The sequence below is a fragment of the Streptomyces sp. NPDC006602 genome (assembly GCF_042870385.1).
Taxonomy (GTDB): domain Bacteria; phylum Actinomycetota; class Actinomycetes; order Streptomycetales; family Streptomycetaceae; genus Streptomyces.
In genome coordinates, this window is sequence record NZ_JBIAHG010000037.1 from 40,842 (window position 1) to 63,485 (window position 22,644).

General features: G+C 70.6%; 18 protein-coding genes and 3 pseudogenes. 15 read left to right on the top strand and 6 right to left on the bottom strand.

Features of this window, described 5'->3' with window-relative positions:
• Positions 1-85 precede the first annotated feature (85 nt).
• A complete protein-coding gene (locus ACFYO2_RS42445) occupies positions 86-490 on the top strand; it encodes a MazG nucleotide pyrophosphohydrolase domain-containing protein (RefSeq protein ID WP_388360863.1) in 405 nt (134 codons plus the stop codon).
• Positions 491-522: 32 nt separating this feature from the next.
• On the opposite strand, the pseudogene ACFYO2_RS42450 reads toward ACFYO2_RS42445, so the two are convergent.
• Positions 523-1,005, bottom strand: a pseudogene (locus ACFYO2_RS42450) (cation:proton antiporter); the annotation flags it as partial.
• On the opposite strand from ACFYO2_RS42450, the pseudogene ACFYO2_RS42455 reads away from it, so the two are divergent.
• The 3 genes and pseudogenes from ACFYO2_RS42455 to ACFYO2_RS42465 form a co-directional block, all read left to right on the top strand.
• A pseudogene (locus ACFYO2_RS42455) lies at positions 997-1,304 on the top strand (sensor histidine kinase); the annotation flags it as partial. The pseudogenes ACFYO2_RS42450 and ACFYO2_RS42455 overlap by 9 nt on opposite strands.
• Before the next feature lie 118 nt (positions 1,305-1,422).
• A complete protein-coding gene (gene miaB, locus ACFYO2_RS42460; RefSeq protein ID WP_388360865.1) occupies positions 1,423-2,940 on the top strand; it encodes a tRNA (N6-isopentenyl adenosine(37)-C2)-methylthiotransferase MiaB in 1,518 nt (505 codons plus the stop codon).
• 133 nt (positions 2,941-3,073) lie between these two features.
• Entirely contained in the window at positions 3,074-3,787 is a 714-nt protein-coding gene (locus ACFYO2_RS42465; protein ID WP_388360868.1) for a class III extradiol dioxygenase subunit B-like domain-containing protein, read from the top strand.
• 124 nt (positions 3,788-3,911) lie between these two features.
• Here the strand turns inward: ACFYO2_RS42465 and ACFYO2_RS42470 are convergent, their stop codons facing one another.
• On the bottom strand, positions 3,912-4,211 hold the full coding sequence (locus tag ACFYO2_RS42470) for an antitoxin (RefSeq protein WP_388360871.1): 300 nt from the start codon (positions 4,209-4,211) through the stop codon (positions 3,912-3,914).
• Between the two features lie 24 nt (positions 4,212-4,235).
• Positions 4,236-4,553: a hypothetical protein gene (locus ACFYO2_RS42475; protein WP_388360874.1), complete on the bottom strand. Its 318-nt coding sequence runs from the start codon at positions 4,551-4,553 to the stop codon at positions 4,236-4,238.
• Positions 4,554-4,735: 182 nt separating this feature from the next.
• Between ACFYO2_RS42475 and miaA the strand changes: the two genes are divergently transcribed.
• From miaA to hflX, 6 genes are all read left to right on the top strand, one after another.
• Entirely contained in the window at positions 4,736-5,674 is a 939-nt protein-coding gene (gene miaA / locus ACFYO2_RS42480; RefSeq protein WP_388360877.1) for a tRNA (adenosine(37)-N6)-dimethylallyltransferase MiaA, read from the top strand.
• Positions 5,675-5,782: 108 nt separating this feature from the next.
• Positions 5,783-6,286, top strand: a complete 504-nt coding sequence (locus ACFYO2_RS42485) for a hypothetical protein (RefSeq protein ID WP_388360919.1) — start codon at positions 5,783-5,785, stop codon at positions 6,284-6,286.
• A gap of 78 nt (positions 6,287-6,364) precedes the next feature.
• A complete protein-coding gene (gene dapF, locus ACFYO2_RS42490) occupies positions 6,365-7,234 on the top strand; it encodes a diaminopimelate epimerase (RefSeq protein WP_388360880.1) in 870 nt (289 codons plus the stop codon).
• Between the two features lie 209 nt (positions 7,235-7,443).
• Positions 7,444-9,660, top strand: a complete 2,217-nt coding sequence (locus ACFYO2_RS42495; protein WP_388360883.1) for a RelA/SpoT family protein — start codon at positions 7,444-7,446, stop codon at positions 9,658-9,660.
• Positions 9,661-9,799: 139 nt separating this feature from the next.
• Positions 9,800-11,302, top strand: coding sequence for a M1 family metallopeptidase (locus tag ACFYO2_RS42500; RefSeq protein WP_388360885.1), 1,503 nt, complete (start codon positions 9,800-9,802; stop codon positions 11,300-11,302).
• A 168-nt stretch (positions 11,303-11,470) separates the two neighbouring features.
• Complete coding sequence (gene hflX / locus ACFYO2_RS42505) at positions 11,471-12,964, top strand: GTPase HflX (RefSeq protein ID WP_388360887.1); 1,494 nt, start codon at positions 11,471-11,473, stop codon at positions 12,962-12,964.
• 67 nt (positions 12,965-13,031) lie between these two features.
• On the opposite strand, the gene ACFYO2_RS42510 is transcribed toward hflX, so the two are convergent.
• Positions 13,032-13,166 carry a hypothetical protein gene (locus ACFYO2_RS42510; RefSeq protein WP_388360889.1) on the bottom strand — a complete coding sequence of 45 codons (135 nt, stop codon included), beginning with the start codon at positions 13,164-13,166 and terminating at the stop codon, positions 13,032-13,034.
• Between the two features lie 167 nt (positions 13,167-13,333).
• A complete protein-coding gene (locus ACFYO2_RS42515; RefSeq protein ID WP_388360891.1) occupies positions 13,334-14,557 on the bottom strand; it encodes a trypsin-like serine peptidase in 1,224 nt (407 codons plus the stop codon).
• A gap of 332 nt (positions 14,558-14,889) precedes the next feature.
• On the opposite strand from ACFYO2_RS42515, the pseudogene ACFYO2_RS42520 reads away from it, so the two are divergent.
• Together ACFYO2_RS42520 and ACFYO2_RS42525 are read left to right on the top strand one after the other, a co-directional pair.
• Positions 14,890-15,451: pseudogene (locus ACFYO2_RS42520) on the top strand (DM13 domain-containing protein).
• Positions 15,452-15,778: 327 nt separating this feature from the next.
• Positions 15,779-16,369, top strand: coding sequence for a class I SAM-dependent methyltransferase (locus tag ACFYO2_RS42525; protein ID WP_388360893.1), 591 nt, complete (start codon positions 15,779-15,781; stop codon positions 16,367-16,369).
• 57 nt (positions 16,370-16,426) lie between these two features.
• Here the strand turns inward: ACFYO2_RS42525 and ACFYO2_RS42530 are convergent, their stop codons facing one another.
• Positions 16,427-16,609 carry a hypothetical protein gene (locus tag ACFYO2_RS42530; protein WP_388360895.1) on the bottom strand — a complete coding sequence of 61 codons (183 nt, stop codon included), beginning with the start codon at positions 16,607-16,609 and terminating at the stop codon, positions 16,427-16,429.
• Positions 16,610-17,327: 718 nt separating this feature from the next.
• Here ACFYO2_RS42530 and ACFYO2_RS42535 point away from each other — a divergent pair.
• The 3 genes from ACFYO2_RS42535 (at position 17,328) to ACFYO2_RS42545 (ending at position 22,302) form a co-directional block, all read left to right on the top strand.
• Positions 17,328-18,962 (top strand): aminotransferase class III-fold pyridoxal phosphate-dependent enzyme, encoded by a 1,635-nt coding sequence (locus ACFYO2_RS42535; RefSeq protein WP_388360898.1) that lies wholly within the window; start codon positions 17,328-17,330, stop codon positions 18,960-18,962.
• Between the two features lie 232 nt (positions 18,963-19,194).
• Positions 19,195-21,495, top strand: coding sequence for an IucA/IucC family protein (locus ACFYO2_RS42540; RefSeq protein ID WP_388360900.1), 2,301 nt, complete (start codon positions 19,195-19,197; stop codon positions 21,493-21,495).
• Positions 21,496-21,579: 84 nt separating this feature from the next.
• Complete coding sequence (locus ACFYO2_RS42545) at positions 21,580-22,302, top strand: GNAT family N-acetyltransferase (RefSeq protein WP_388360903.1); 723 nt, start codon at positions 21,580-21,582, stop codon at positions 22,300-22,302.
• Positions 22,303-22,644: the final 342 nt, after the last annotated feature.

Sequence of the window (22,644 nt, forward strand, 5' to 3'; positions counted from 1 at the left end):
GGGGCGGTCCGGGGCCAGTGCTGGAGCGGCCTCGGAGGGCGGATTCACCTACGGCGTTGTCGGAGGCGGTCGATAGAGTCGGCGTATGAGCCCCTCGCCCGTCGACCTGGTCCGTGAATTCCACCTCGCCGTCGGGCTCGCCGCCCGCAGTACGCCCACCGAGGTCTCGCCCGAACTGGCCGCCCACCGCGGTGAGCTGCTTGCCGAGGAGGCCGCGGAGGTCGCCGAAGTCTCCGTCACCGGCCCGCTCGACCGGCTCGCGCACGAACTCGCCGACGTCGTCTACGTCGCATACGGCACGGCCCTCGTCCACGGCATCGACCTCGACGCGGTGATCGCCGAGATCCACCGCTCCAACATGACCAAGCGCGGCCCCGACGGCCGCGTCGCCCGCCGCGCCGACGGCAAGGTCCTCAAGGGCGACCATTACGAGGCACCGGACGTGCCGGGGGTGCTGCGCAGGCAGGGATGGGTGCCGGGCGCGGAGTGACGGAGCCTGGCGGGGCGTATGAAATCGGCGGCTCAGTCACTGCCCACCGAAGCGCCCGCCTCCGTCTCCGCTGCCGCCCGCGATGAGGCTTCGCGAGTCTCCCGGCGCTCCCCCGCACGGCGGGTCCACCAGGACGCCAAGGGCTCCGTGTAGCGCGCGGTGAGGGGACCGAGGACGACCAGGATGAGGACGTACGCCGTGGCGAGCGGGCCGAGGGACGGTTCGATGCCGGCGCTCACGGCCAGCCCCGCGATGACGATCGAGAACTCGCCCCGTGCCACCAGCGCGCCGCCGGTGCGCCAGCGGCCCTTGATCGAGATCCCGGCCCGCCGGGCCGCCCAGTACCCGGTGGTGATCTTCGTCGCGGCGGTCAGGACCGCCAGCGCGAGGGCGGGCAGCAGTACGGGCGGGATGCTGGCCGGGTCGGTGTGCAGCCCGAAGAAAACGAAGAACACGGCGGCGAACAGGTCCCGCAAGGGGCTCAGCAGTGTGTGCGCGCCCTCCGCGATCTGCCCCGGCTGACCGAGGAGTCCGAGCTCGTGGTCTACCGCGTCGCCAGGAGGGCCTCACCAACACCGCGAGGCATGCGGCCGCCGACCGTGCGGAACTACGGCTGCAGCCTGTCACGGACGGCGTCGAACTCCTTCTGCGCGACAACGGAAAGGGCCTGGGCGAAGCACCGGAGGGCTCCGGCATCAGCGGCATGCGCGAACGTGCCCTCCTCATAGGCGCCGCGCTCTCACTGGAGCCCGCCCCGGAGCGGGGCACCGACATACGGCTGCGCATTCCGGCCGCGGGCGCGGAGCGCCGCTGATGGCACCCACTGGGCCGAACGGGCGAGGGCGCGACTTCTGCCCGGGCCTCCCGGCGGGTCGTCCCTCGCCGGGAGCGCAGCGGCAGGGTGCACTCCGCACACCGCCTACCCTTGTCGCATGAGCAGCAGCGACCGGAGCCTGGCAGTGGGCGTGAAGACATACGAGGTGCGCACCTACGGGTGCCAGATGAACGTCCACGATTCCGAGCGATTGTCCGGGCTGCTCGAGGACGCCGGGTACGTGCGCGCGCCCGAGGGGTCGGACGGGGACGCGGACGTCGTCGTCTTCAACACGTGCGCGGTGCGCGAGAACGCCGACAACCGGCTGTACGGCAACCTCGGCCGTCTCGCCCCACGCAAGGCCAGCCGTCCCGGGATGCAGATCGCGGTCGGCGGGTGCCTGGCGCAGAAGGACCGCGACACCATCGTGAAGAAGGCGCCCTGGGTGGATGTCGTCTTCGGCACGCACAACATCGGCAAGCTGCCGGTCCTCCTGGAGCGCGCCCGCATCCAGGAAGAGGCGCAGGTCGAGATCGCCGAGTCGCTCGAAGCCTTCCCCTCCACCCTGCCGACGCGGCGCGAGAGCGCGTACGCGGCCTGGGTCTCCATCTCCGTAGGCTGCAACAACACGTGCACCTTCTGCATCGTCCCGGCCCTGCGCGGCAAGGAGAAGGACCGCAGGACCGGCGACATCCTGGCCGAGATCGAGGCCCTGGTCGACGAGGGCGTCTCCGAGATCACGCTGCTCGGCCAGAACGTCAACGCGTACGGCTCCGACATCGGCGACCGCGAGGCATTCAGCAAGCTGCTGCGGGCCTGCGGCGCCATCGAGGGCCTGGAGCGCGTCCGCTTCACCTCCCCGCACCCGCGCGACTTCACCGACGACGTGATCGCGGCCATGGCCGAGACGCCGAACGTGATGCCGCAGCTGCACATGCCCCTGCAGTCCGGCTCGGACACGGTCCTGAAGGCGATGCGCCGCTCCTACCGCCAGGAGCGCTACCTCGGGATCATCGAGAAGGTCCGCGCCGCCATCCCGCACGCGGCGATCACCACCGACATCATCGTGGGCTTCCCCGGCGAGACGGAGGAGGACTTCGAGCAGACGCTGCACGTCGTCCGCGAGGCGCGGTTCGCGCAAGCGTTTACGTTCCAGTACTCCAAGCGCCCCGGCACCCCCGCCGCGACCATGGAAGACCAGATCCCCAAGAAGGTCGTCCAGGCGCGCTACGAGCGTCTTGTCGCCCTTCAGGAGGAGATCTCCTGGGAGGAGAACAAGAAGCAGGTCGGCCGCACGCTCGACCTCATGGTCGCCGAGGGCGAGGGCCGCAAGGACGGCGCCACCCACCGTCTCTCCGGCCGCGCCCCCGACAACCGCCTGGTCCACTTCACCAAGCCGGAGCAGGAGGTCCGCCCCGGTGACGTGGTCACCGTCGAGATCACCTACGCCGCCCCGCACCACCTCCTCGCCGAGGGACCCACCCTCGCCGTGCGCCCCACGCGCGCGGGTGACGCCTGGGAGAAGCGCAACGCCGAGAAGGCCGCCAAGCCGGCCGGCGTCATGCTCGGTCTCCCGAAGATCGGCGCCCCGGAGCCGCTCCCGGCCACGTCGGGCAGCGGCTGCGGCTGCGACTGACACCGGGCAGGGGCGAGCCTGCGGCTGCGATTGAGCCGCGCGGGGCGATTCTGCGGCTGCGACTGAACGCGCGGGCGATCCTGCGGCTGACGCTGCCTGTGGCGGGTCTGCGGCTTGACGTACCCTGCCGATCATGCTTGTCGCCGCCGCAGTCTGCCCCTGCCCGCCCCTGCTCGTGCCCGAGATCGCCGCCGGCGCCGCGCCTGAGTTGAACGCCGCGCGTGCCGCCTGCACGGACGCGCTGGGTGTCCTCGCCGCCGCCCGGCCCGACCGGCTCGTGGTCGTCGGGCCGGCCGAGCGGAGCGGGCACGGGACGCATCCGGAGGGCACCCGGGGCTCGTTCCACGGGTTCGGCGTGGACATCGACGTACGCCTGGGCGCGGACAGGGGCACGGCGACCGGGCGCCTGCTCCCGCCCTCGCTCGCGGTGGGCGCGTGGCTGCTGGAGCGGGCCGGATGGGCGGATGCCCCGATCGAGGGACTCGGCGTGGGGGAACCTCTCGTGGCCGAGCGGTGTATTGAATTCGGACGGCAAATCGCCGCGGGGGCCGAGCGGGTGGCGCTCCTGGTGATGGGCGACGCCAGCGCATGCCGAACGCTCAAGGCGCCGGGTTATCTCGACGAGCGGGCGGCACCCTTCGACGCGGAGGTCGCGCGGGCGCTGGGTTCGGCGGACGTGGCGGCTCTCGAGACGCTGGACGCGGGACTGGCGTACGAGCTGAAGGCATCCGGCCGGGCCTCCTGGCAGGTGCTGGCCGGCGCGGCCGAGGGCACGGACCTCGGCGGCACACTCCTGTACGAGGACGCGCCGTACGGGGTGGGGTACGTGGTCGCAGCCTGGTCATAACGGCCCGGTTCCAACGACCGGGGATACGACCCGGGGATACGACCAGGTCGCACGCCGAGGCGACGAACACGGCGGACGGCCGGGAGCGTCGTGCTCCGCGGCCGTCCGTCGGTGTGCCGTGCCGTCAGGATGTCGGCGGGGGGCCGGCAGGTGGCGGGCCGGCAGGTGGCGGAGAGGCAGGTGGCGTGCCGATGCCGCCTCCCGTTTCTGTGCCGTCCTTGTGCGCGAGTCTGTCCACGGCGCCCTTGGCCTTGCCCGTCCCCGACTGGATCTTGTGGCTGTACTTGCCCTTGGTCTTCTCGTCGACGACCTTCGCGGCCTTGTCGAGACTGTGCTCGATCTTGTCCCCGTGCCGCTGCGCGAGGTCGGTGACCTTGTCCTTGGCCGGGTTGAGTCTGGTCTTCAGATTGTCCAGGAGACCCATGTTCCACCTTCCCTCGCGGGGCGGTTACGTGCGGGCGCCTTCGCCCGCCTCGTTGTCGGCAGCCTCATCGGCGGACTGCTGCTTGGGGATCTCGACGCCCTCGGCGGAGCCGGAAGGGTCCTCGGCGGCCCCAGCCGCCGTCTCCTCCGCCGCGTCCTCGGCCGCTGCCTTCGTCTCGGACTTGGTCCCGGCCGCCGTCTCCGCCTCGGTCTCGACCGACCCCTTCGCCTCTGCCGCCTCCTGAGCCACGGGCTCGACCGTCGGTGTGCCGGCCTGCGCCTCGGCAGTCGACGCCTCCTCCGTGGTCTTCGACCTCCGAAGAAGTCGTGCGAAAACGCCCATATCCACTCCATACGTTACTCGTGCGGGCGAAATCCCGCGTCGTCCGGTGCGTCCGTTTGCGCCGCCCGGTCGCCGCCCCTGTGATCGGGCGGCGGAAGACCTCGCAACTGGCAACGACCCCGCGCGCGTGCCGTCACGTAACTCGTTCGAGGAGCGGGCGCGAGGTTTGCGAGACTGGGGCGGTGAGTAGCGCACCCCCCGCCCCCCGAGTCATCGCCGTCGTCGGACCCACCGCGGCCGGAAAGTCCGATCTGGGCGTTTTCCTGGCCCGGCGTCTCGGCGGCGAGGTCGTCAATGCCGACTCCATGCAGCTCTACCGAGGGATGGACATCGGCACCGCCAAACTGACGCCCGAGGAGCGCGAAGGCGTCCCGCACCACCTTCTGGACATCTGGGACGTCACGGTCACCGCCTCCGTCGCCGAGTACCAGAAACTGGCCCGCGCGAGAATCGAAGCGCTGCTCGCCGAGGGCCGCTGGCCGATTCTGGTCGGCGGATCCGGCCTGTACGTGCGCGGGGCCGTCGACAACCTGGAGTTCCCCGGCACCGACCCCGAAGTCAGGGCCCGGCTGGAGGACGAACTCACCCTGCGCGGCTCGGGGGCGCTGCACGCGCGCCTGGCCGCCGCCGACCCCGAGGCCGGGCACGCGATCCTGCCCAGCAACGGCCGCCGTATCGTCCGAGCCCTCGAGGTGATCGAGATCACCGGCCGGCCCTTCACCGCCAACCTCCCCGGCCACGACTCCGTCTACGACACGCTCCAGATCGGTGTCGACGTGGCGCGGCCCGAGCTCGACGAGCGCATCGCGCGCAGGGTCGACCGGATGTGGGACGCCGGGCTGGTGGAGGAAGTGCGCTCCCTTGCGGCGCAAGGGTTGCGCGAGGGGCGTACGGCCTCGCGCGCGCTCGGCTACCAGCAGGTGCTCGCGGCGTTCGCCGGGGAGTGCACCGACGAAGAGGCGCGGGCCGAGACCGTACGAGCCACCAAGCGCTTCGCGCGCCGTCAGGATTCGTGGTTCAGGCGCGATCCCCGGGTGCACTGGTTGAGTGGGGCTGCGGCGGACCTCACAGAACTTCCGCAGCTCGCACTGGCATTGGTCGAACGACCGGTTACAGCCTGATCACGTCATGGCATCGGGACGCTCCGGCCGTCATCGCGGCCTTCGGCGCCGTGCCATCATCGAGCTTCGATCGACCAAGTGGAGTCCGAGTTGGGAGGGCGCGTGGCGATGGAGGCCGGCCCTCGCGACACCGCACAAGGTACCGAGCCCCGCACCGTCGAAGGCGGTGAAGCGGAGCAGGACGGCGATCGTCTGAGCCCCGACGGGCCCGACGAGATGCAGGACGGTGTGACCGCCGACGGTCCGGAGCCCGAGGAGATGTTCGCGGGCGGCCCGGAGGTCGAGGTCGAGCTGCGCCCGCAGCGCCGGATGCGTATCTGGCAGCTCGCTCCCATCGTGAGCCTGGCGGCGGTCGGCTCCCTGATGTTCGCCTTCCCGCTGGCCTTCGACTTCGGCGACAGCGGTGCCGTGATCGCCATGCTGGGGATGCTGATCTGCTCCTGCGCGGCCGGCTGGGGCATGATGGCCGCCCGCCGCGTCGGTTACACGTGGCCCGGGCTGCCGCAGCGGGGCTCCGGGCGGCGTCCGGACTGGCGGATCGTGATCGCGTACGTCGTGCTGGTCGCCGCGGTGGTCGTGCTGGCCGTGTGGCGCGTGGCCCGGCTGCGCTGAGGCAGCCCTGGAGTGGTCGGCTCCGGTGACCTCACGCGTGCGCGTGGGGTTGTCGTACCCACCCCGTACGATCGAGGAATGAGCACGCGGATCGCCTTCCTCAAGGGTCATGGCACCGAGAACGACTTCGTGATCGTCCCGGACCCCGAGAACACCATCGACCTGCCCCCGGTCTCCGTCACCGCCCTGTGCGACCGCCGCGCCGGCATCGGTGGTGACGGCCTGCTGCACGTGGTGCGGTCCGCAGCGCATCCCGAGGCCGTGGACATGGCCGCCGAAGCGGAGTGGTTCATGGACTACCGCAACGGCGACGGCTCCATCGCGGAGATGTGCGGCAACGGCGTGCGCGTCTTCGTGCGGTACCTCCAGCGCGCTGGACTCGTCGGCGAGGGCGACCTCGCCGTCGCCACGCGCGCGGGCGTGAAGACGGTGCACATCGCCAAGGAGGGCGACATCACCGTCGGCATGGGCAAGGCGCTCCTCCCCGAGGGGGACGTCACGGTGAGCGTCGGCGAGCGCAGTTGGCCCGCGCGGAACGTGAACATGGGCAACCCGCACGCCGTCGCCTTCGTGGACGACCTGGCATACGCGGGCAACCTGTATTCCCCGCCGCACTTCAGCCCGGCCGCCGCCTACCCGGACGGGGTGAACGTCGAGTTCGTGGCCGACCGCGGCCCCCGGCACGTGGCCCTGCGCGTGTACGAGCGCGGCTCCGGCGAGACCCGCTCGTGCGGCACGGGCGCGTGCGCCGTCGCCGTGGCCACCGCCCGCCGGGACGGCGCCGACCCGACCGTCACCGGAACCCCGGCGACGTACACCGTCGACGTGCCCGGCGGCACCCTGGTGATCACCGAGCGGCCCGACGGCGAGATCGAGATGACCGGCCCCGCGGTGATCGTCGCCGAGGGTGAGATCGACGCGGAGTGGCTGGAAGACTCCGTTCGCTGACCCGGCCGCAGTCACGGCGCACGAAACCGTAAACCTACAAACCGTCGCTCGAATGGGTGATCCTTTTCACGCTCGACGAGAGGCGGTCAGGCGCACGTGATGGGCTCGGTAGCATCAAGCACCGGCCCGGACGGGGGACCGATGCCATCCCCCGAGCCGTGTCCGCCCTGGGGCACCCCGTCCGCCGGTCGACGCAGCCGGAGGTGCCCATGAGTGCGGAGGCCACGAATCCCGCGAGCCCAGGCCCGGTGACAACAGGCCCGGTACTGCCGACAGTGCCTCGCAGGAAGGCTCGCCCCCGGATCGACCTGCGCCGCCTCGGCCGGGCCGCGCTGCTCGGTACCACCGCCCGTGACCGGCTGCCCGACGCCATCGGCCACGTGGCCGAGGCACACCGCGCCCACTACCCCGACGCCGACCTCGAACCGCTGCGCCGCGCCTACGTCTTGGCCGAGTCCTCGCACCGCGGTCAGATGCGCAAGAGCGGTGAGCCGTACATCACCCACCCGCTCGCGGTGACCCTGATCCTCGCCGAACTAGGCGCGGAGACAACGACCCTGACGGCGTCTCTCCTCCATGACACCGTCGAGGACACGGACGTGACGCTCGATCAGGTCCGTGAGGAGTTCGGCGAGGAGGTGCGCTTCCTCGTCGACGGCGTCACGAAACTGGAGAAGGTCGACTACGGCGCCGCCGCCGAGCCCGAGACCTTCCGCAAGATGCTCGTCGCCACGGGCAACGACGTCCGCGTGATGTCGATCAAACTCGCCGACCGGCTGCACAACATGCGCACCCTCGGCGTGATGCGCCCCGAGAAGCAGGCCCGCATCGCCAAGGTCACCCGGGACGTCCTCATCCCGCTCGCGGAACGGCTCGGCGTCCAGGCCCTCAAGACCGAACTGGAGGATCTGGTCTTCGCGATCCTCCTCCCTGAGGAGTACGAGCACACGCGTGAGTTGATCGTCGACAACGCCTCCCGCGCGGACGACCCCCTCGCAGAGATGGCCGACGAGATGCGCACGGTCCTGCGGGACGCCGACATCCCGGCCGAAGTCCTCATCCGGCCCCGGCACTTCGTCTCCGTGCACCGCAGGTCCCGCAAACGCGGCAGGCTGCGCGGCACCGACTTCGGCCGTCTGCTGGTGCTGGTGAACGAGGACGCCGACTGTTACGGCGTGCTCGGCGAACTGCACACCTGTATGACGCCCGTCGTCTCGGAGTTCAAGGACTTCATCGCCGTCCCCAAGTTCAACCTGTACCAGTCGCTGCACACCGCGGTGGCCCGCGAGGACGGCCAGGTCGCCGAAGTCCTCATCCGCACCCATCAGATGCACAAGGTCGCCGAGGCCGGCGTCGTCGCGCTCGGCAATCCCTACGCTCCTCCTTCGGAGGAGCAGACCGTTTCGAGCGACGGCGAGCGCGCCGATCCCACCCGGCCCGGCTGGCTCTCCCGCCTCCTCGACTGGCAGGAGGCCGCGCCGGACCCCGACACCTTCTGGTCCACCCTGCGCGAGGACCTCGCCCAGGACCGTGAGATCACCGTCTTCCGTCCTGACGGCGGCACCCTGGGCCTGCCGGAGGGCGCGACCTGTGTGGACGCCGCGTACGCCCAGTACGGCGAGGACGCGCACGCATGCATCGGCGCCCGCGTCAACGGCCGCCTGGCGACCTTGAGTACCGTGCTGAAGGACGGCGACACCGTCCAGCTCCTCATGGGCCAGGACCCCGCCTCCGAGCCCTCCAGAGAGTGGCTGGAGCACGCCCACACGGCCGCCGCCCGGATCGCCATCCAGCGGTGGCTGGCCACGCACCCGGCGGCCGCCGAGGCGCAGGAGGAAGGGCCGGCTCCGACCCTCGGGTCCGGCGAGGCATCTTCCCGGTCAGTCGGCGACGGGAGCTCCGCGACCTCCTCGGAGGGCGTCGCCCCCCGGACCGCTGACCGGCCGACCACCGGGAACGCCGAAGCGCCCCGCCCCGCCGCCGCGAACGCCGTCGTCGACCAGCCCGGCGCGAGTGTACGGCTCGCGGGCTGCTGCACGCCCGTACCGCCCGACGAGGTGATCGGCTTCTCCGTGCGCGGGGGAGCGGTGACCGTCCACCGCGTGGAGTGCGCGGCCGTGGCGCGCATGAAGAGCGCGCGGCGCGCCGAGGTCGGCGTGCGCTGGGGGGAGTCCACCGGGTGCCGGGTCACCCTGTTCGCCGAATCGTTCGGCCGCCCGCATCTGCTGGCGGACCTCACCGAAGCGATGGCCTCGGAAGGCGCCGAGATCGTCTCCGCGACCGTCGAGCCCCCGAGCCGACAACGCGTACGCCACACCTACACCGTGCAACTCCCCGACGCGGCGCACCTGCCGGCGCTGATGCGGGCGATGCGGAATGTGCCGGGGGTGTACGACGTGAGCCGGGACCAGACGCCGGGGGCGTGAGGTTGCCCGCGGGCGCTGCACCCGCGCGCGTGCGGCGCAGTTGCGCGTGGTGGCCCCGTCCTCCCGCTGATCTACCCGTTCGAGTGGGCCGATCGCGCGCCGCCGCTGTACCGCAGGCGCCCCCTGGTAGCCGTGGTGCATGCTGCTCACCCCCCGAACCCCGGCTCCCCGAGCCCGCCTCACGCCCTCCCGGCGCCGAAAGGCCGCCGCGCTCCTCGCCTCCGCCGTCTCCGTCTGCCTCCTGGCCGCGAGCGCCCCGGCCGCTCCGCTCGGCCTCGGCGACCGCCTCTTCCCGTACCTGGGCAATCCGGGATACGACGTCGCGTCGTACGACCTCTCGTTCACCTATCCGGGCACCAACAGCAAGCCCCTGCAGGCGGTCACCACGATCGACGCATGGACGACGACCTCGCTGGACCACGTGAACCTCGACTTCGCGCACGGCAAGGTCGACTCGGTCGAGGTCGACGGCGAGCCCGCCGCCTTCACCAGCGCCGGCGAGGACCTGGTGGTCACACCCGAGGAGCGGCTGTCCGAGGGCAGCTGGATGCGGGTCACCGTCCGGCACACCAGCGACCCCGTGTCCGCCGCGGACCGTGACGGCGGCTGGGTGCGCACCGCGGACGGCCTCGCCATGGCCAACCAGGCCGACGCCGCCCACCTGGTGTTCCCGTGCAACGACCACCCCTCCGACAAGGCGATGTTCACCATCAGGGTCACCGCGCCCAAGGGCTACACGGCCGTCGCCAACGGTCTGCCGACCGGCGTGGACCGGGCCGGCCGGGCGACGACCTGGACGTACCGGACCCAGCACCCCATGGCCACCGAGCTCGCCCAGGTGTCCATCGGCCGCTCCAACGTGCTGCGCCGCACCGGCCCGCACGCGCTGCCCGTGCGGGACGTCGTGCCCACCAAGGACCGCGAGCGGCTGGAGCCGTGGCTGAAGAAGACCCCCGCCCAGATCGCCTGGATGGAGGGCAAGGTCGGGCCGTTTCCCTTCGAGACGTACGGCCTGCTCATGGCCGAGGCCAGCACGGGCTTCGAGCTGGAGACGCAGACCCTCTCTCTCTTCGAGAAAGACCTGTTCACCGAGCCTGCCTACCCGAAGTGGTACGTCGAGTCGCTCATGGTGCACGAGCTGGCCCATCAGTGGTTCGGTGACAGCGTCAGCCCGCGCTCCTGGTCCGACCTGTGGCTGAACGAGGGGCACGCCACCTGGTACGAGGCCCTGTACGCGGAGGAGAAGGCGGACCGGCCCATGGAAGCGCGGATGAAGGCGGCGTACGGCGCCTCCGACCGCTGGCGGGCGGCCGGCGGACCGCCCGCCGCCCCCAAGGCACCCGACCGGGGCCAGAAGATCAGCATCTTCCGGCCGAACGTCTACGACGGCGCCGCGCTGGCTCTGTACGCCCTCCGCCAGGAGATCGGCCGCCCCGCCTTCGAACGCCTGGAGAGGGCCTGGGTGAGCCGTTACCAGGACGACGTCGCCACCACCGCGGACTTCGTCGAGCTCGCCGAGGAAGTCTCCGGACGGGAGCTGGGCGGTTTCTTCGAGAGCTGGCTCTACGGTGCGAAGACCCCGCCGATGCCCGGCCACCCGGACTGGAAGTCGGCCGCACCCCAGTCGGCCGCCGCGAAATAACACGGTGACGAGACGGGCCGTGCCGTGCGACCATCTACAGGTCGGCGCGGCACGGGACACGGGAATCTCCCGGGGCACTCGTGCGTTGTGAGCAGTGACGGTCGGCTCAGAAGTTCGGCTTCGGCTCTGTCGCCGCTTTATCGGAATCCCCATCGACGTAAGGACCCAATGACCTCCTCTTCATCTTCTTCCCAGGACACTGAGCGCTTCGCGCATGCCTACCCCGAAGGTCTTCGGGCCGATGCCCTGATGGAAGAGGACGTCGCCTGGAGCCACGAGATCGACGAAGACCGGGACGGCGACCAGTTCGACCGCTCCGAGCGCGCGGCCCTGCGCCGCGTCGCGGGCCTCTCCACCGAGCTCGAGGACGTCACCGAGGTCGAGTACCGCCAGCTACGCCTGGAGCGGGTCGTGCTCGTCGGCGTCTGGACCACGGGGACAGCACAGGACGCGGACAACTCCCTCGCGGAGCTCGCCGCCCTCGCGGAGACCGCGGGCGCGCTGGTGCTCGACGGCGTGATCCAGCGCCGCGACAAGCCCGACGCGGCCACCTACATCGGTTCCGGCAAGGCCGAAGAGCTGCGCGACATCGTGCTCGAGACGGGCGCGGACACCGTCATCTGCGACGGTGAGCTCAGCCCGGGCCAGCTCATCCACCTCGAAGACGTCGTCAAGGTCAAGGTCATCGACCGTACGGCCCTGATCCTCGACATCTTCGCCCAGCACGCCAAGTCCCGAGAGGGCAAGGCACAGGTCGCGCTCGCGCAGATGCAGTACATGCTGCCGAGGCTGCGAGGCTGGGGTCAGTCGCTGTCCCGTCAGATGGGCGGCGGCAAGGGCGGCGGCCTCGCCACCCGTGGTCCCGGTGAGACCAAGATCGAGACAGACCGGCGTCGGATCCGCGAGAAGATGGCGAAGATGCGCCGGGAGATCGCGGACATGAAGACCGGCCGCGAGATCAAGCGCCAGGAGCGCAAGCGCAACAAGGTGCCCTCGGTCGCCATCGCCGGCTACACCAACGCCGGCAAGTCCTCGCTGCTCAACCGCCTCACGGGCGCGGGCGTCCTGGTCGAGAACGCCCTGTTCGCGACCCTCGACCCGACCGTGCGCCGGGCGGAGACGCCCAGTGGCCGCCTGTACACGCTGGCGGACACCGTCGGCTTCGTCCGACACCTGCCGCACCACCTGGTGGAGGCGTTCCGCTCCACCATGGAGGAGGTCGGCGAGTCCGACCTGATCCTGCATGTGGTGGACGGCTCGCACCCGAACCCGGAGGAGCAGCTGGCCGCCGTACGCGAGGTGATCAGGGATGTCGGCGCCACCGGCGTACCTGAAATCGTCGTGATCAACAAGGCGGACGCGGCCGACCCGCTGACGCTCCAGCGGCTCATGCGGATCGAGAAGCGTTCGATCGCGGTCTCGGCCCGCACCGGCCGGGGCATCGCCGATCTGCTCGCGCTGATCGACAACGAGCTGCCGCGGCCGTCGGTCGAGGTCGAGGCGCTCGTGCCGTACACGCACGGCAAGCTGGTCGCCCGCGCTCACGACGAGGGTGAGGTGATCTCCGCGGAGCACACCCCGGAGGGCACCCTGCTCAAGGTGCGGGTGCACGAGGAACTGGCGGCGGATCTCGCGCCGTACGTTCCGGCGCCGCTCGCCTGACTGTCCTGGAACAGCCTGGAGGCCCGCCGCCTGCTCGTCGCAGGCGGCGGGCCTTCGGTGTGCGCGGCTACTGACCGACGTACGTCTTACGCATGGTCTCGTAGAGCGTCTCGGCGTCCTGACCGAGCTGCGGGCCCGCGAGACAGGTGTTGTCGGTCGGGCCGATCGGGAGGTTGGAGACCAACCTGGTCTCGCCGTCCATCACGCGGAACCAGCCGCCGCCGGACGAGCGCCGGTCATGGTGCAGCCGATGCGGTACCTCGACGGCAGCAGCACGGCGTAGCCGTAGGCGGCACCATGAGGGTGAACGGCGGTGAGGTGGTGACGGTTTCCCGACACATCCCACCGCCGTCCGTGCTCAGCGGGCGGTCACTGGCCCGCGAACTTCTCGCTCACCGAGTCGTACACGCCCTTGGCCACCTCACCCAGCCGCGGACCGGCCAGCCAGCCCGCGGTCACCGGGCCGATCGAGGTGTTGGAGACCAGCGCGGGCTTGCCGTCCGAGCCGGCCGCGACCCAGCCGCCGCCGGACGAGCCGCCGGTCATGGTGCAGCCGATGCGGTACATCGTCGGGTCCGGGGCGCTGATCGACAGCCGTCCCGGCTTGTCCGTGCACTGGTACATGGTCTGGCCGTCGAACGGCGCCGCGGCCGGGTAACCGGTCGCCGTGATGCTCGCCGTCTTTGCAACGGCCGGCGCCTTGAAGTCCACCGGCAGAGCCGAACCGACCGTCTCCTCCAGCGACTTGCCGCCGCTGCCCTCCTCCGGGGTCACATGGATGACGGCGAAGTCGTACGAGGCGCCGTCACCGCCCGTCGCCCCGCCCTGCTCGATCCACTGGTCGGAGGTCTGCGCCCAGTCGCCCCACCAGACGCCGTGCGGAGCGACCTCCTCCTTGGCGGCGCTCTCCAACTCCTGGGTCCCCATGGCCTGGTTGTTGTACGACGGCACGAACGCGATGTTGCGGTACCAGCCGCCGTCCTTGCCCGCGTGCACGCAGTGGCCGGCCGTCCACACCAGGTTGGACTTGCCCGGGTTGGCCGGGTCCTGTACGACCGTCGCCGAGCAGACCATCGTGCCCTCGGGGGAGTCGAAGAACACCTTGCCCGCTTCGGGAACGTTGGCCTCGTACGTAGGCGCCACGGCCTTCGCGTCCACCGGCGCGGGCTCCGGGTCGGTCACACCCTGGTCATCGGAGAGGTCGCTGTCGTCGACGGCCTTCTCCGGGTCTTCGGCATCCCGCATCCGGTCCTGGTCCCACAGGCCCTCGATGATCGGGTTGATGTACTCGTCGGCCTCGCGCAGCCAGTCCTCCTTGCTCCAGTCCTTCCAGGCGCCGTTGCGCCACTTGTCGAGGTCGATCCCGTGCTCTTTGAGCTTGTCCTTGATGTCGTCCGGGATCGTGATCTTGTCGTCGCCCGCGGACGTGGCGGTGGCAGAGGCCTCGCCGCTTGCCTCGGCATCGCCCGAGTCGCATGCGGTGGCGGTGAGCAGGAGTGCCGAGGCGAGGGCAACGGCGGTCAGCGCGGGGGAGATTCTGCGGCGCGCGTTCCTTCCGCGACGAGCGGTGAAGGATGGCCGTATGGGTCGCATTGTCGAACTCCCCCTGAGGTGAAATGGGTTGGCTCTCGCGCTTGGCTCACGCGGTGTTGGAACGGCATCACACACTAGGTGGTCGCTGTGGGCGACTTCCCGCGGAACGGCAACGGTTTCGCTACGAGCTGTCTGATCAGGCAATCATCCGAAGATCTGCGGATTCGACGTCCTCTCGCGTCTGCTCGTGTCGAGGGCGTCGCCCGCACTGATGTCAACGACCGATGTCGAGCGACGTAAGGCTTCCGTCATCTCGTGTGGGTTACGGGGCGGCCGTTCCCGCCCGTTGAATGGGGCAGAGATCAGGTGGACTCCAAGAGGTGAGGGCGGGGATGGTGCGCGTGCGGAAGGTACTGACCGGGCCGTTGGTCACCGGAGCGCTGGTGGTGGCGGTTGTCGGAGCCGGTTTCGGGCTGTACTGGTTCCAGCCGTGGAAGCTGTGGCAGGACCAGACCGTCGAGGAGGCCCTGCCCGGCGTGGTGGAGACCTCCGCGCCGCCGGCTGCGGTGCCCTCGAAAGCGCCCTCCGCGTCGCGTTCCCCGGCCACGGGACCGCAGGCGCTCGCGCGTGGTGAGCTGATCAGCCACGAGCACGCGACATCGGGCACGGTGAAGCTCGTACGGCTCCCACGTCGTCCGGCTGGAGAACCTCGAGACCAGTAACGGGCCGGACCTGCGGGTGTGGCTGACCGACGCACCGGTGAAGGAGGGCAAGGCGGACTGGCACGTCTTCGACGACGGGGAATACGTCAACCTCGGGAAACTCAAGGGCAACAAGGGAAGCCAGAACTACCCCCTGCCGGAGGGCATCGACCCCGCCCGCTACTCCAGCGTCAGCATCTGGTGCGACCGTTTCGACGTGTCCTTCGGTGCCGCCGAACTCACCTTCGCGTGACGCCGGGGTGCCCTTCCCGGCGCGTCCACCCGGTCCGGTCCGCAACTGAAAAGCTTCCCCGGCAGACAGGAGACCGAGCAGCCAGGAGCCGAGGAGCCCGCCGCTACCAACCCACCGTGCCACCCGGCCGGGACGACGTCACAACGCCCGCTGCTGCGGACAGCCCGGCGGATGGCCGTACGACGTCCCGATGCGCCGCGTCCTAGGCTGGTCGCGACAGTAGGGCACCGTCGGCAGGGAAGAGCGCTCGTTACGGATGGCTCGGGAGAGGAGCTGGACGAGAGGCAGCGCGCGCACTGGCAGTACACCTACGCCGCTCATCCTGGCATGTACGGCGAGAAACCCTCCGCCCCCGCGATCCACGCCGCCGCCGTCTTCCGCGCGGCCGGCGCCACGGATGTCCTGGAGCTGGGCGCCGGACACGGTCGCGATGCCCTGTACTTCGCTCGCGAGGGCTTCACCGTCCATGCCACCGACTTCAGCCCGGTCGGCCTCCGGCAACTGCGGTACGCCGCTGACGAGCAGGATGTCGCCGAACGGATCACCACCATGGTGCAGGACGTGGGCGAGCCGCTGCGTCTGCCGGACGGTTCCGTGGACGCGGTCTTCGCGCACATGCTGCTGTGCATGGCCCTGTCCACCAGGGAGATCCACGCCCTGGTCGGCGAAATCCGGCGCGTCCTGCGTCCGGACGGCACCTTCGTCTACACCGTCCGCCACACCGGCGACGCCCACTACGGCGCCGGCACCGCACACGGTGACGACATCTACATGCACGGCGGCTTCGCCGTGCACTTCTTCCCCCGTCACCTGGTCGACAGCCTCGCCGAGGGCTGGACCCTGGACGAGGTCCACCCGTTCGAGGAGGGCGACCTGCCCCGCCGCCTATGGCGCGTCACCCAGACCCTGGCCGGGTGATCAGCGCTCGCTCGTACCGGCGGCGCATCGTCCACTGGGGCCCTCGGCCGCTGAACGTCACGGACCGCGAACGTCGCCCTGCTCGAGACCACGGACCGTCTGGACTCGGGCGAGGAACTGCTGCCCGAGGAACGCGAGGGACTGCTGCAGCGGATACGGGGCTTCGAGCAGGCCGCACAGCACCGGGTCGAGGATCTGCGCACCCAGTTGGCCCGGGCGCTGAGGAGTTCGCGGCCACACTGGCGGAGCGCCTCACCTGGACCCCCGCCCCCCTGACACCGCCCCACCGAAGCCACTGCGCGCCGCCGAGACCGTTGTGGGGTGACGACCCGCTTGTCCCCGTCCTGGCCTGCGCCGTGCGCTGCGGTACTCGTGTTCAGCGCACAGGCCGACGGTGCCACGGTCATGACGGCGTGGAGTCGGGAGCGTGCATAGCGCCGCCAAGCCGTGCCACGGGAGACGACCGGCTCCGTCACGGAAAGGATCTTGAGGCAACCCGTAACCCGCGGAGCGGTCCGGGGTTGGTAGCGACGGGACCTTTCTGCCGGCGGTCGGTCCGGTCTGCGGTCGCGTCCGGTGGGCTCGGTCCCTCGGGCCCACTTCTGTGAGCTTTGGAGAGCTTCGAGCAAACGCTCGCGGGGTTTCGTATGTCGGGTCGGGCGAGGACGTCAGAGACGGTCGGCCCTTGGACTGCGGGAGAACAGGGAGCCGTGGCTGTGAAGACGCGTGCGGTTGGGGCCGGGGCGGGGGTTGTGTGTGATGGGGATGCCGCTGCGGTCGGAGTTTGGGGGACCGCAGCGTCCGAGATTGGGGAGACCGCCGGGACGGTGCCGGGACCGGCGTCTGAGGTCGGAACTGGGAGGCTGTGGTGACCGGGCTCGGCGAGGCTGGTAGGGGTGCGCTTGAGAGGGCTGCCGAGGCACGTGCCTCCGAGGAGGCGTCCGATGGGGCGCGCCTTGTGCACGAGGGAATTCTGCGGCGTCAGTCGGTGCGCGAGTCGGCGGCGCGCACCTACGCTCGAGCCCTGCCGATCGTGCCGGTGCGAGCACGTGGGCTGACCATCGAGGGCGCGGACGGCCGCCGTTACCTGGACTGCCATTCGGGCGCGGGGACACTGGTCCTCGGCCACAACCACCCCGTCGTCCTGGAGGCGATCCGCGGCGTCCTCGACTCGGGTGCTCCGCTGCACGCCGTCGACCTCGCGACCCCTGTCAAAGACGCCTTCGTCACCGAACTGTTCCGCACCTTGCCGCCCGGGCTCGCCGTCCGCGCGCGGGTGAGGTTCTGTGGGCCGGCCGGTACGGACGCCGTGGAGGCCGCGTTACAGCTCGTCCGGTCGGCGACCGGACGCAGCGGCCTGGTCGCCTTCACGGGCGGCCACCACGGAACGACCGCCGGGGCATTCGAAGACTCCGGCGCCGCCGACTCGGGGCTCTCCCGCCTGCCCTATCCGCAGGATTACCGCTGTCCCTTCGGCGTCGGGGGTGCGCGCGGCGCCGAACTCGCCGCCCGGTGGACCGAGTCCGTCCTCGACGCCCCCAAGTCCGGGCGGCCGCTGCCCGCCGGAATGATCCTCGAACCCGTCCAGAGCGATGGCGGTGTGGTCCCGGCGCCCGATGAGTGGATGCGGCGCATACGGCAGATCACGGACGCCCGGTCCGTCCCACTGATCGCCGACGAGGTCCGGACGGGGGTCGGGCGCACGGGCGCCTTCTGGGCCGTGGACCACAGCGGCGTCACCCCCGACGTCATGATCCTCTCCAACGCCATCGGCGGCAGCCTGCCCCTGGCCGCCCTGGTGTACCGGGACGACCTCGACACCGGGGAACCCGGCACCTCCGCGGACACATTCCCCGGCAACCAGCTGGCCATGGCCGCGGGCACGGCGACCCTGTCCTACGTCCGTGAAAACCGCCTCACGGAGCGGGCCGGGACGCTTGGTTCCCGAATGCTCTGCCAACTCCAGGGCTTGGCAAGGGAGTTCGCCATCGTTGGCGATGTCCGGGGACGGGGCCTGATGATCGGGATCGAACTGGTCGAGGCCGAGGGGGACCTTAAGGCTGGTCGGGGCGTGGCTGGGACTGAGGCGGGGATGGTGTCTGAGGCCGGGACTTGGACCGGGGCTGGGGCTGGAACCTGGGCTGGGTCTCGGGTCGGCCTTGGTGGTTCCGATGACTGTGGTGTGGCCTCCTTCGCGGGGGCGGGAGCAGGGGCTGAGGTTGGGGCGGGAGCGGGATGCGGTAGTGGTTGGCCGCCTTCCACGGCCTTCGGGAATGCCGATGCCGAAGTCGGTCGCCTCGCTGCTGGCCCCCGTCCCGCCGCTCCCGAACTCGCTGCTGCCGTCCAACGGGAGTGCCTTCGCCGCGGCCTGATCGTCGCACTGAGCGGCCGTGACTTGAGTGTTGTACAGCTGCTCCCACCCCTGACGATCACCGATGGACAAGCGGCCGCGGTACTGGACCGGCTGGCCGACGCGGTAGAGGCAGTGGCCTGGAACCACGCCCGTGGGGAGAAGACGCACCCACAGCCACCACAGCACCCACAGCGCCCGCAGACCGCCCGCCCCCGCGACCGCGCCGAGCGGGCGGGGTAGCTCAGTGGCCGTGCCCCCGCACGTTGCCACCCGCACACGCGAACCCACTCCACCCCTCATCGCCGTGCTCCTTCCCGAATATCTCTCACCTCCCGCCCCATCACACGACTTCCTGAGCAAAACGAAATCCGACGCACGCCTCACCGCGCCGCCCCGAAGCCGGTTCCCCAGCTGGCTCGCCCGGCCGGTCCCCCTCAAGCCGCACAAGCCAGACCCCCCGAGGAACAGAGCCTTGAACACCACCCCCGCACCCGGCGGCCGTGCCCATCCCCACACCGGCGGTTCCTCCTCCGGCCGCATCTCCTCGCCGCCACGACCGGCGCCGACCGCCACCAGGACCGCCCACCAGCTGGGGGAGGTCTCGGCGGAGGGGGGAGTGGCGACCGAGGTGCCGGACGAGAAGGTTCCGACGCAGGGACGCCCCGGGGCCGAGTGGCTGAGCGGCGCCACCGACCTCCTGGACCACGCCGACCCGCACATGGCGGCCGAGGCCGCAGCCGTGGAGAACCTGCTGCGCTGCTGGGTACGCGAAAAGGACCTCCTCGCACCCGACAACGGCACCCTCCGCATCCCCCTCCCCGCCAGCGGCACTGCGCTCCTCGCCCCCGTCCACTACTGGTCTGCGACCGGCTGGCACCGCTTCGGCCTCCCGTACCTGGCCGACGCCCCCGATCATGCCCCGCCGGCCGAGGCGATCACTGTCGCCGCCCTGCTGGCGCGCGAGACATCCAATGCAGGGAACCCCACCGACAGGCCCACCCAGGCCGCCCTTCAGCAGGCACCGCACACCGTGCAATCGACAGTGCCCACCGCCTTGTTCGCATCGCCCACCACGCCGACGCACCCGGACCCCACCACGGCCCCGCCAACAGTTGGCAGGGCCACCCCCGGCACCACTGCCGCCTCAGATACCCCCACAGCTGCCCCCGTGCCAGAGGTACCTGCCCCCGAGGCCGATGTCCCCGTCCCCGCAACCAGCGCAATCGCCCCCGAAGCAGACGCTCATGTCCCCCCATCCCAGACTTCTCCTCCAGGCCCCCCCGCCCTTCCCCCGGCCGGCGCCGCCGCCGATCTCGTCGCCCGTGTGGCCGACTCGGTTCGCCGAACCGCCGACTTCGTTGCCGGGCGCCGGAAACACCCTGCCGACGACCCCGATCTCTTCCTCGCCGGCGAACAGGCCCTGGTGCTCGGGCATCCGCTGCACCCGACCCCGAAGAGTCGCGAGGGTCTCTCCGAAGGCGAAGCACGGCTGTACTCGCCGGAGCTGCGCGGCTCCTTCCCTCTGCACTGGATGGCTGTAGCCCCCTCCGTACTGGCCACCGACTCGGCCTGGACCGAACGCGGCCGTCCGATCTCCTCGGCCCAGCTCACCGCACGGTTCGCCGCCGCCGGGCTCCCGCTGCCCGACGGCCACACGGCCCTGCCCCTGCATCCCTGGCAGCTGCGCGAGATCCTGCACCGCCCCGAGACCACGGCCCTGCTCGACGCAGGACTGCTCCGGAATCTCGGCCCGCACGGTTCCCCATGGCATCCCACCTCCTCTGTACGAACCGTCCACCAATCCGGCGCCCCCGCCATGCTCAAGCTCTCGCTGAGCCTGCGTATCACCAACTCCCGTCGCGAGAATCTCCGCAAGGAACTCCACCGGGGCGTAGAGGTCCACCGGCTGCTCCGCAGCGGCCTGTCCAAGCAATGGCAGGCGGCTCACCCTGGGTTCGACATCGTGCGTGACCCTGCCTGGATCGCCGTCGACGGGCCGGACGGTCGCCCCGTCCCCGGGCTCGACGTGGTGATTCGGCACAACCCGTTCAACCCCGAGGACGACATCTCCTGCATCGCCGGACTCGTCGCGCCCCGGCCCCACGTCCCACCCAGCGCCGCCGAAGGCCATCAGCACTCCGACCGACCGGTCCTGCGGTCCCGGCTGGCCCAGGTCGTCACACGCCTAGCCGACCGAACCGGCAGACCCCGCGGAGCCGTCGCCGCCGAGTGGTTTCTGCGCTACCTCGAACAGGTCGTACGCCCGGTGCTGTGGCTGGACGCGGAAGCGGGAATCGCCCTGGAAGCACACCAGCAGAACACGTTGCTCCTGCTGGACGGCGATGGCTGGCCCGTCGGCGGCCGCTACCGCGACAACCAGGGCTACTACTTTCGCGAGTCCCGGCGCGCGGAACTCGATGCCCGGCTGCCCGGCATCGGCAGGCACAGCGACACCTTCGTCTCCGATGAGGTCACCGATGAACGATTCGCGTACTACCTCGCAATCAACAACGTCCTCGGCCTCATCGGAGCGTTCGGTTCCCAGCACCTCGCCGACGAACGGCTCCTGCTCGCCGCCTTCCGTCGCTTCCTCACCGACGTGGCTTCAGGCCCCGCCCGACTGCGCACCACCCTGCCCACCCGTCTGCTCGACTCACCGGTTCTGCGCTGCAAGGCCAACCTGCTGACCCGTCTCCACGGCCTGGACGAACTTGTCGGCCCAGTGGACACCCAGTCCGTCTACGTCACCATCACCAACCCCCTCCATCACTGACCGCAGACCATCGCGGGCCCCTTTCATCCCTGCCCGACACCCGTACCTCCGCCAACCACCTTCATCCGCGAGGAACATGACGCCATGAGCCTGGAAAGCGAGGACACACTGGAGCTGCGCCTGCCCGGCGAACTCATCGCACTTCTCGATAGGGAGGGGGAGAGGACCGGCGCCCACCTGGCCCGAGACCAGGCTGAGGGCACGGAACCGCCCGTCGGCGTCCCATCAGAAGGCGACGACCTGCTCGACCGGGTCGCGGACTGGGGGTCGACCAGCACCCCTGCGGGCGTATTCCACCTTGTCCCCGTACGCATCGAGCGTGACGTGTCGCTGATCAGCCGATGGATGAACGACCCCGCCGTCGCGGAGTTCTGGGAGTTGGCCGGACCCCAGTCCGTCACGGAGGACCACCTGCTCGCCCAACTGGCCGGCGACGGACGCAGCGTCCCGTGCCTCGGGGTGCTGGAGGGCGCACCGATGAGCTACTGGGAGCTCTACCGGGCAGACCTCGATCCGTTGGCACGCCACTACCCCGCTCGACCCCACGACACCGGGATCCACCTTCTTATCGGCGGTGTCGCCGATCGTGGGCGAGGGCTCGGCAGCACTCTGTTGCGGGCCGTCGCCGATCTCGTGCTCGACAGGCGGTTCGCCTGTACCCGCGTGGTCGCGGAGCCCGACCTTCGCAACATCCCCTCCATCACCGCCTTTCTGAGCGCAGGCTTCGGCTTCGCGGCCGAGGTAGACCTGCCCACCAAGCAGGCCGCCCTCATGATCCGGGACCGGCACCTGCGCCATCTGTTGTAACGCCACGTCGCAGCGCCATCACTTTTGGTACACCGCCCGCGCCGATCCGGTTCCCACTCGCGCCCTGCGGATTTCCGGCTGAGCCGACATCTGCCGTATTCGTGTCCGATAAGCGCCGTAGCCAGGCCCGAGTTCCACCAGCGCCGAGCCCCGTCCCACGCAGTCACCCCACGATCGAACGGAACCGAAGCGATCCCGGCCCACGGCGAGTGACTCCGAGCCCGAACGCGCCTGTCCCGACCCCAACCGACCCCAACCGAACCGAACCGATCCGCACCCGAGGAGCAGCCGGTCTTGATCCCGCCCCTCGTCACCGCTTTGATCGCCCGTTTGTCAGTGCCG

Excerpts from the sequence above, each read along its gene's own strand:
- ACFYO2_RS42445 (WP_388360863.1), top strand. The coding sequence starts at position 86 with ATGAGCCCCTCGCCCGTCGACCTGGTCCGTGAATTCCACCTCGCCGTC.
- miaB (WP_388360865.1), top strand. The coding sequence starts at position 1,423 with ATGAGCAGCAGCGACCGGAGCCTGGCAGTGGGCGTGAAGACATACGAG.
- ACFYO2_RS42465 (WP_388360868.1), top strand. The coding sequence starts at position 3,074 with ATGCTTGTCGCCGCCGCAGTCTGCCCCTGCCCGCCCCTGCTCGTGCCC.
- ACFYO2_RS42470 (WP_388360871.1), bottom strand. The coding sequence starts at position 4,211 with ATGGGTCTCCTGGACAATCTGAAGACCAGACTCAACCCGGCCAAGGAC.
- ACFYO2_RS42475 (WP_388360874.1), bottom strand. The coding sequence starts at position 4,553 with ATGGGCGTTTTCGCACGACTTCTTCGGAGGTCGAAGACCACGGAGGAG.
- ACFYO2_RS42485 (WP_388360919.1), top strand. The coding sequence starts at position 5,783 with ATGGAGGCCGGCCCTCGCGACACCGCACAAGGTACCGAGCCCCGCACC.
- dapF (WP_388360880.1), top strand. The coding sequence starts at position 6,365 with ATGAGCACGCGGATCGCCTTCCTCAAGGGTCATGGCACCGAGAACGAC.
- ACFYO2_RS42495 (WP_388360883.1), top strand. The coding sequence starts at position 7,444 with ATGAGTGCGGAGGCCACGAATCCCGCGAGCCCAGGCCCGGTGACAACA.
- ACFYO2_RS42500 (WP_388360885.1), top strand. The coding sequence starts at position 9,800 with ATGCTGCTCACCCCCCGAACCCCGGCTCCCCGAGCCCGCCTCACGCCC.
- hflX (WP_388360887.1), top strand. The coding sequence starts at position 11,471 with ATGACCTCCTCTTCATCTTCTTCCCAGGACACTGAGCGCTTCGCGCAT.
- ACFYO2_RS42510 (WP_388360889.1), bottom strand. The coding sequence starts at position 13,166 with ATGGACGGCGAGACCAGGTTGGTCTCCAACCTCCCGATCGGCCCGACC.
- ACFYO2_RS42515 (WP_388360891.1), bottom strand. The coding sequence starts at position 14,557 with ATGCGACCCATACGGCCATCCTTCACCGCTCGTCGCGGAAGGAACGCG.
- ACFYO2_RS42525 (WP_388360893.1), top strand. The coding sequence starts at position 15,779 with ATGTACGGCGAGAAACCCTCCGCCCCCGCGATCCACGCCGCCGCCGTC.
- ACFYO2_RS42545 (WP_388360903.1), top strand. The coding sequence starts at position 21,580 with ATGAGCCTGGAAAGCGAGGACACACTGGAGCTGCGCCTGCCCGGCGAA.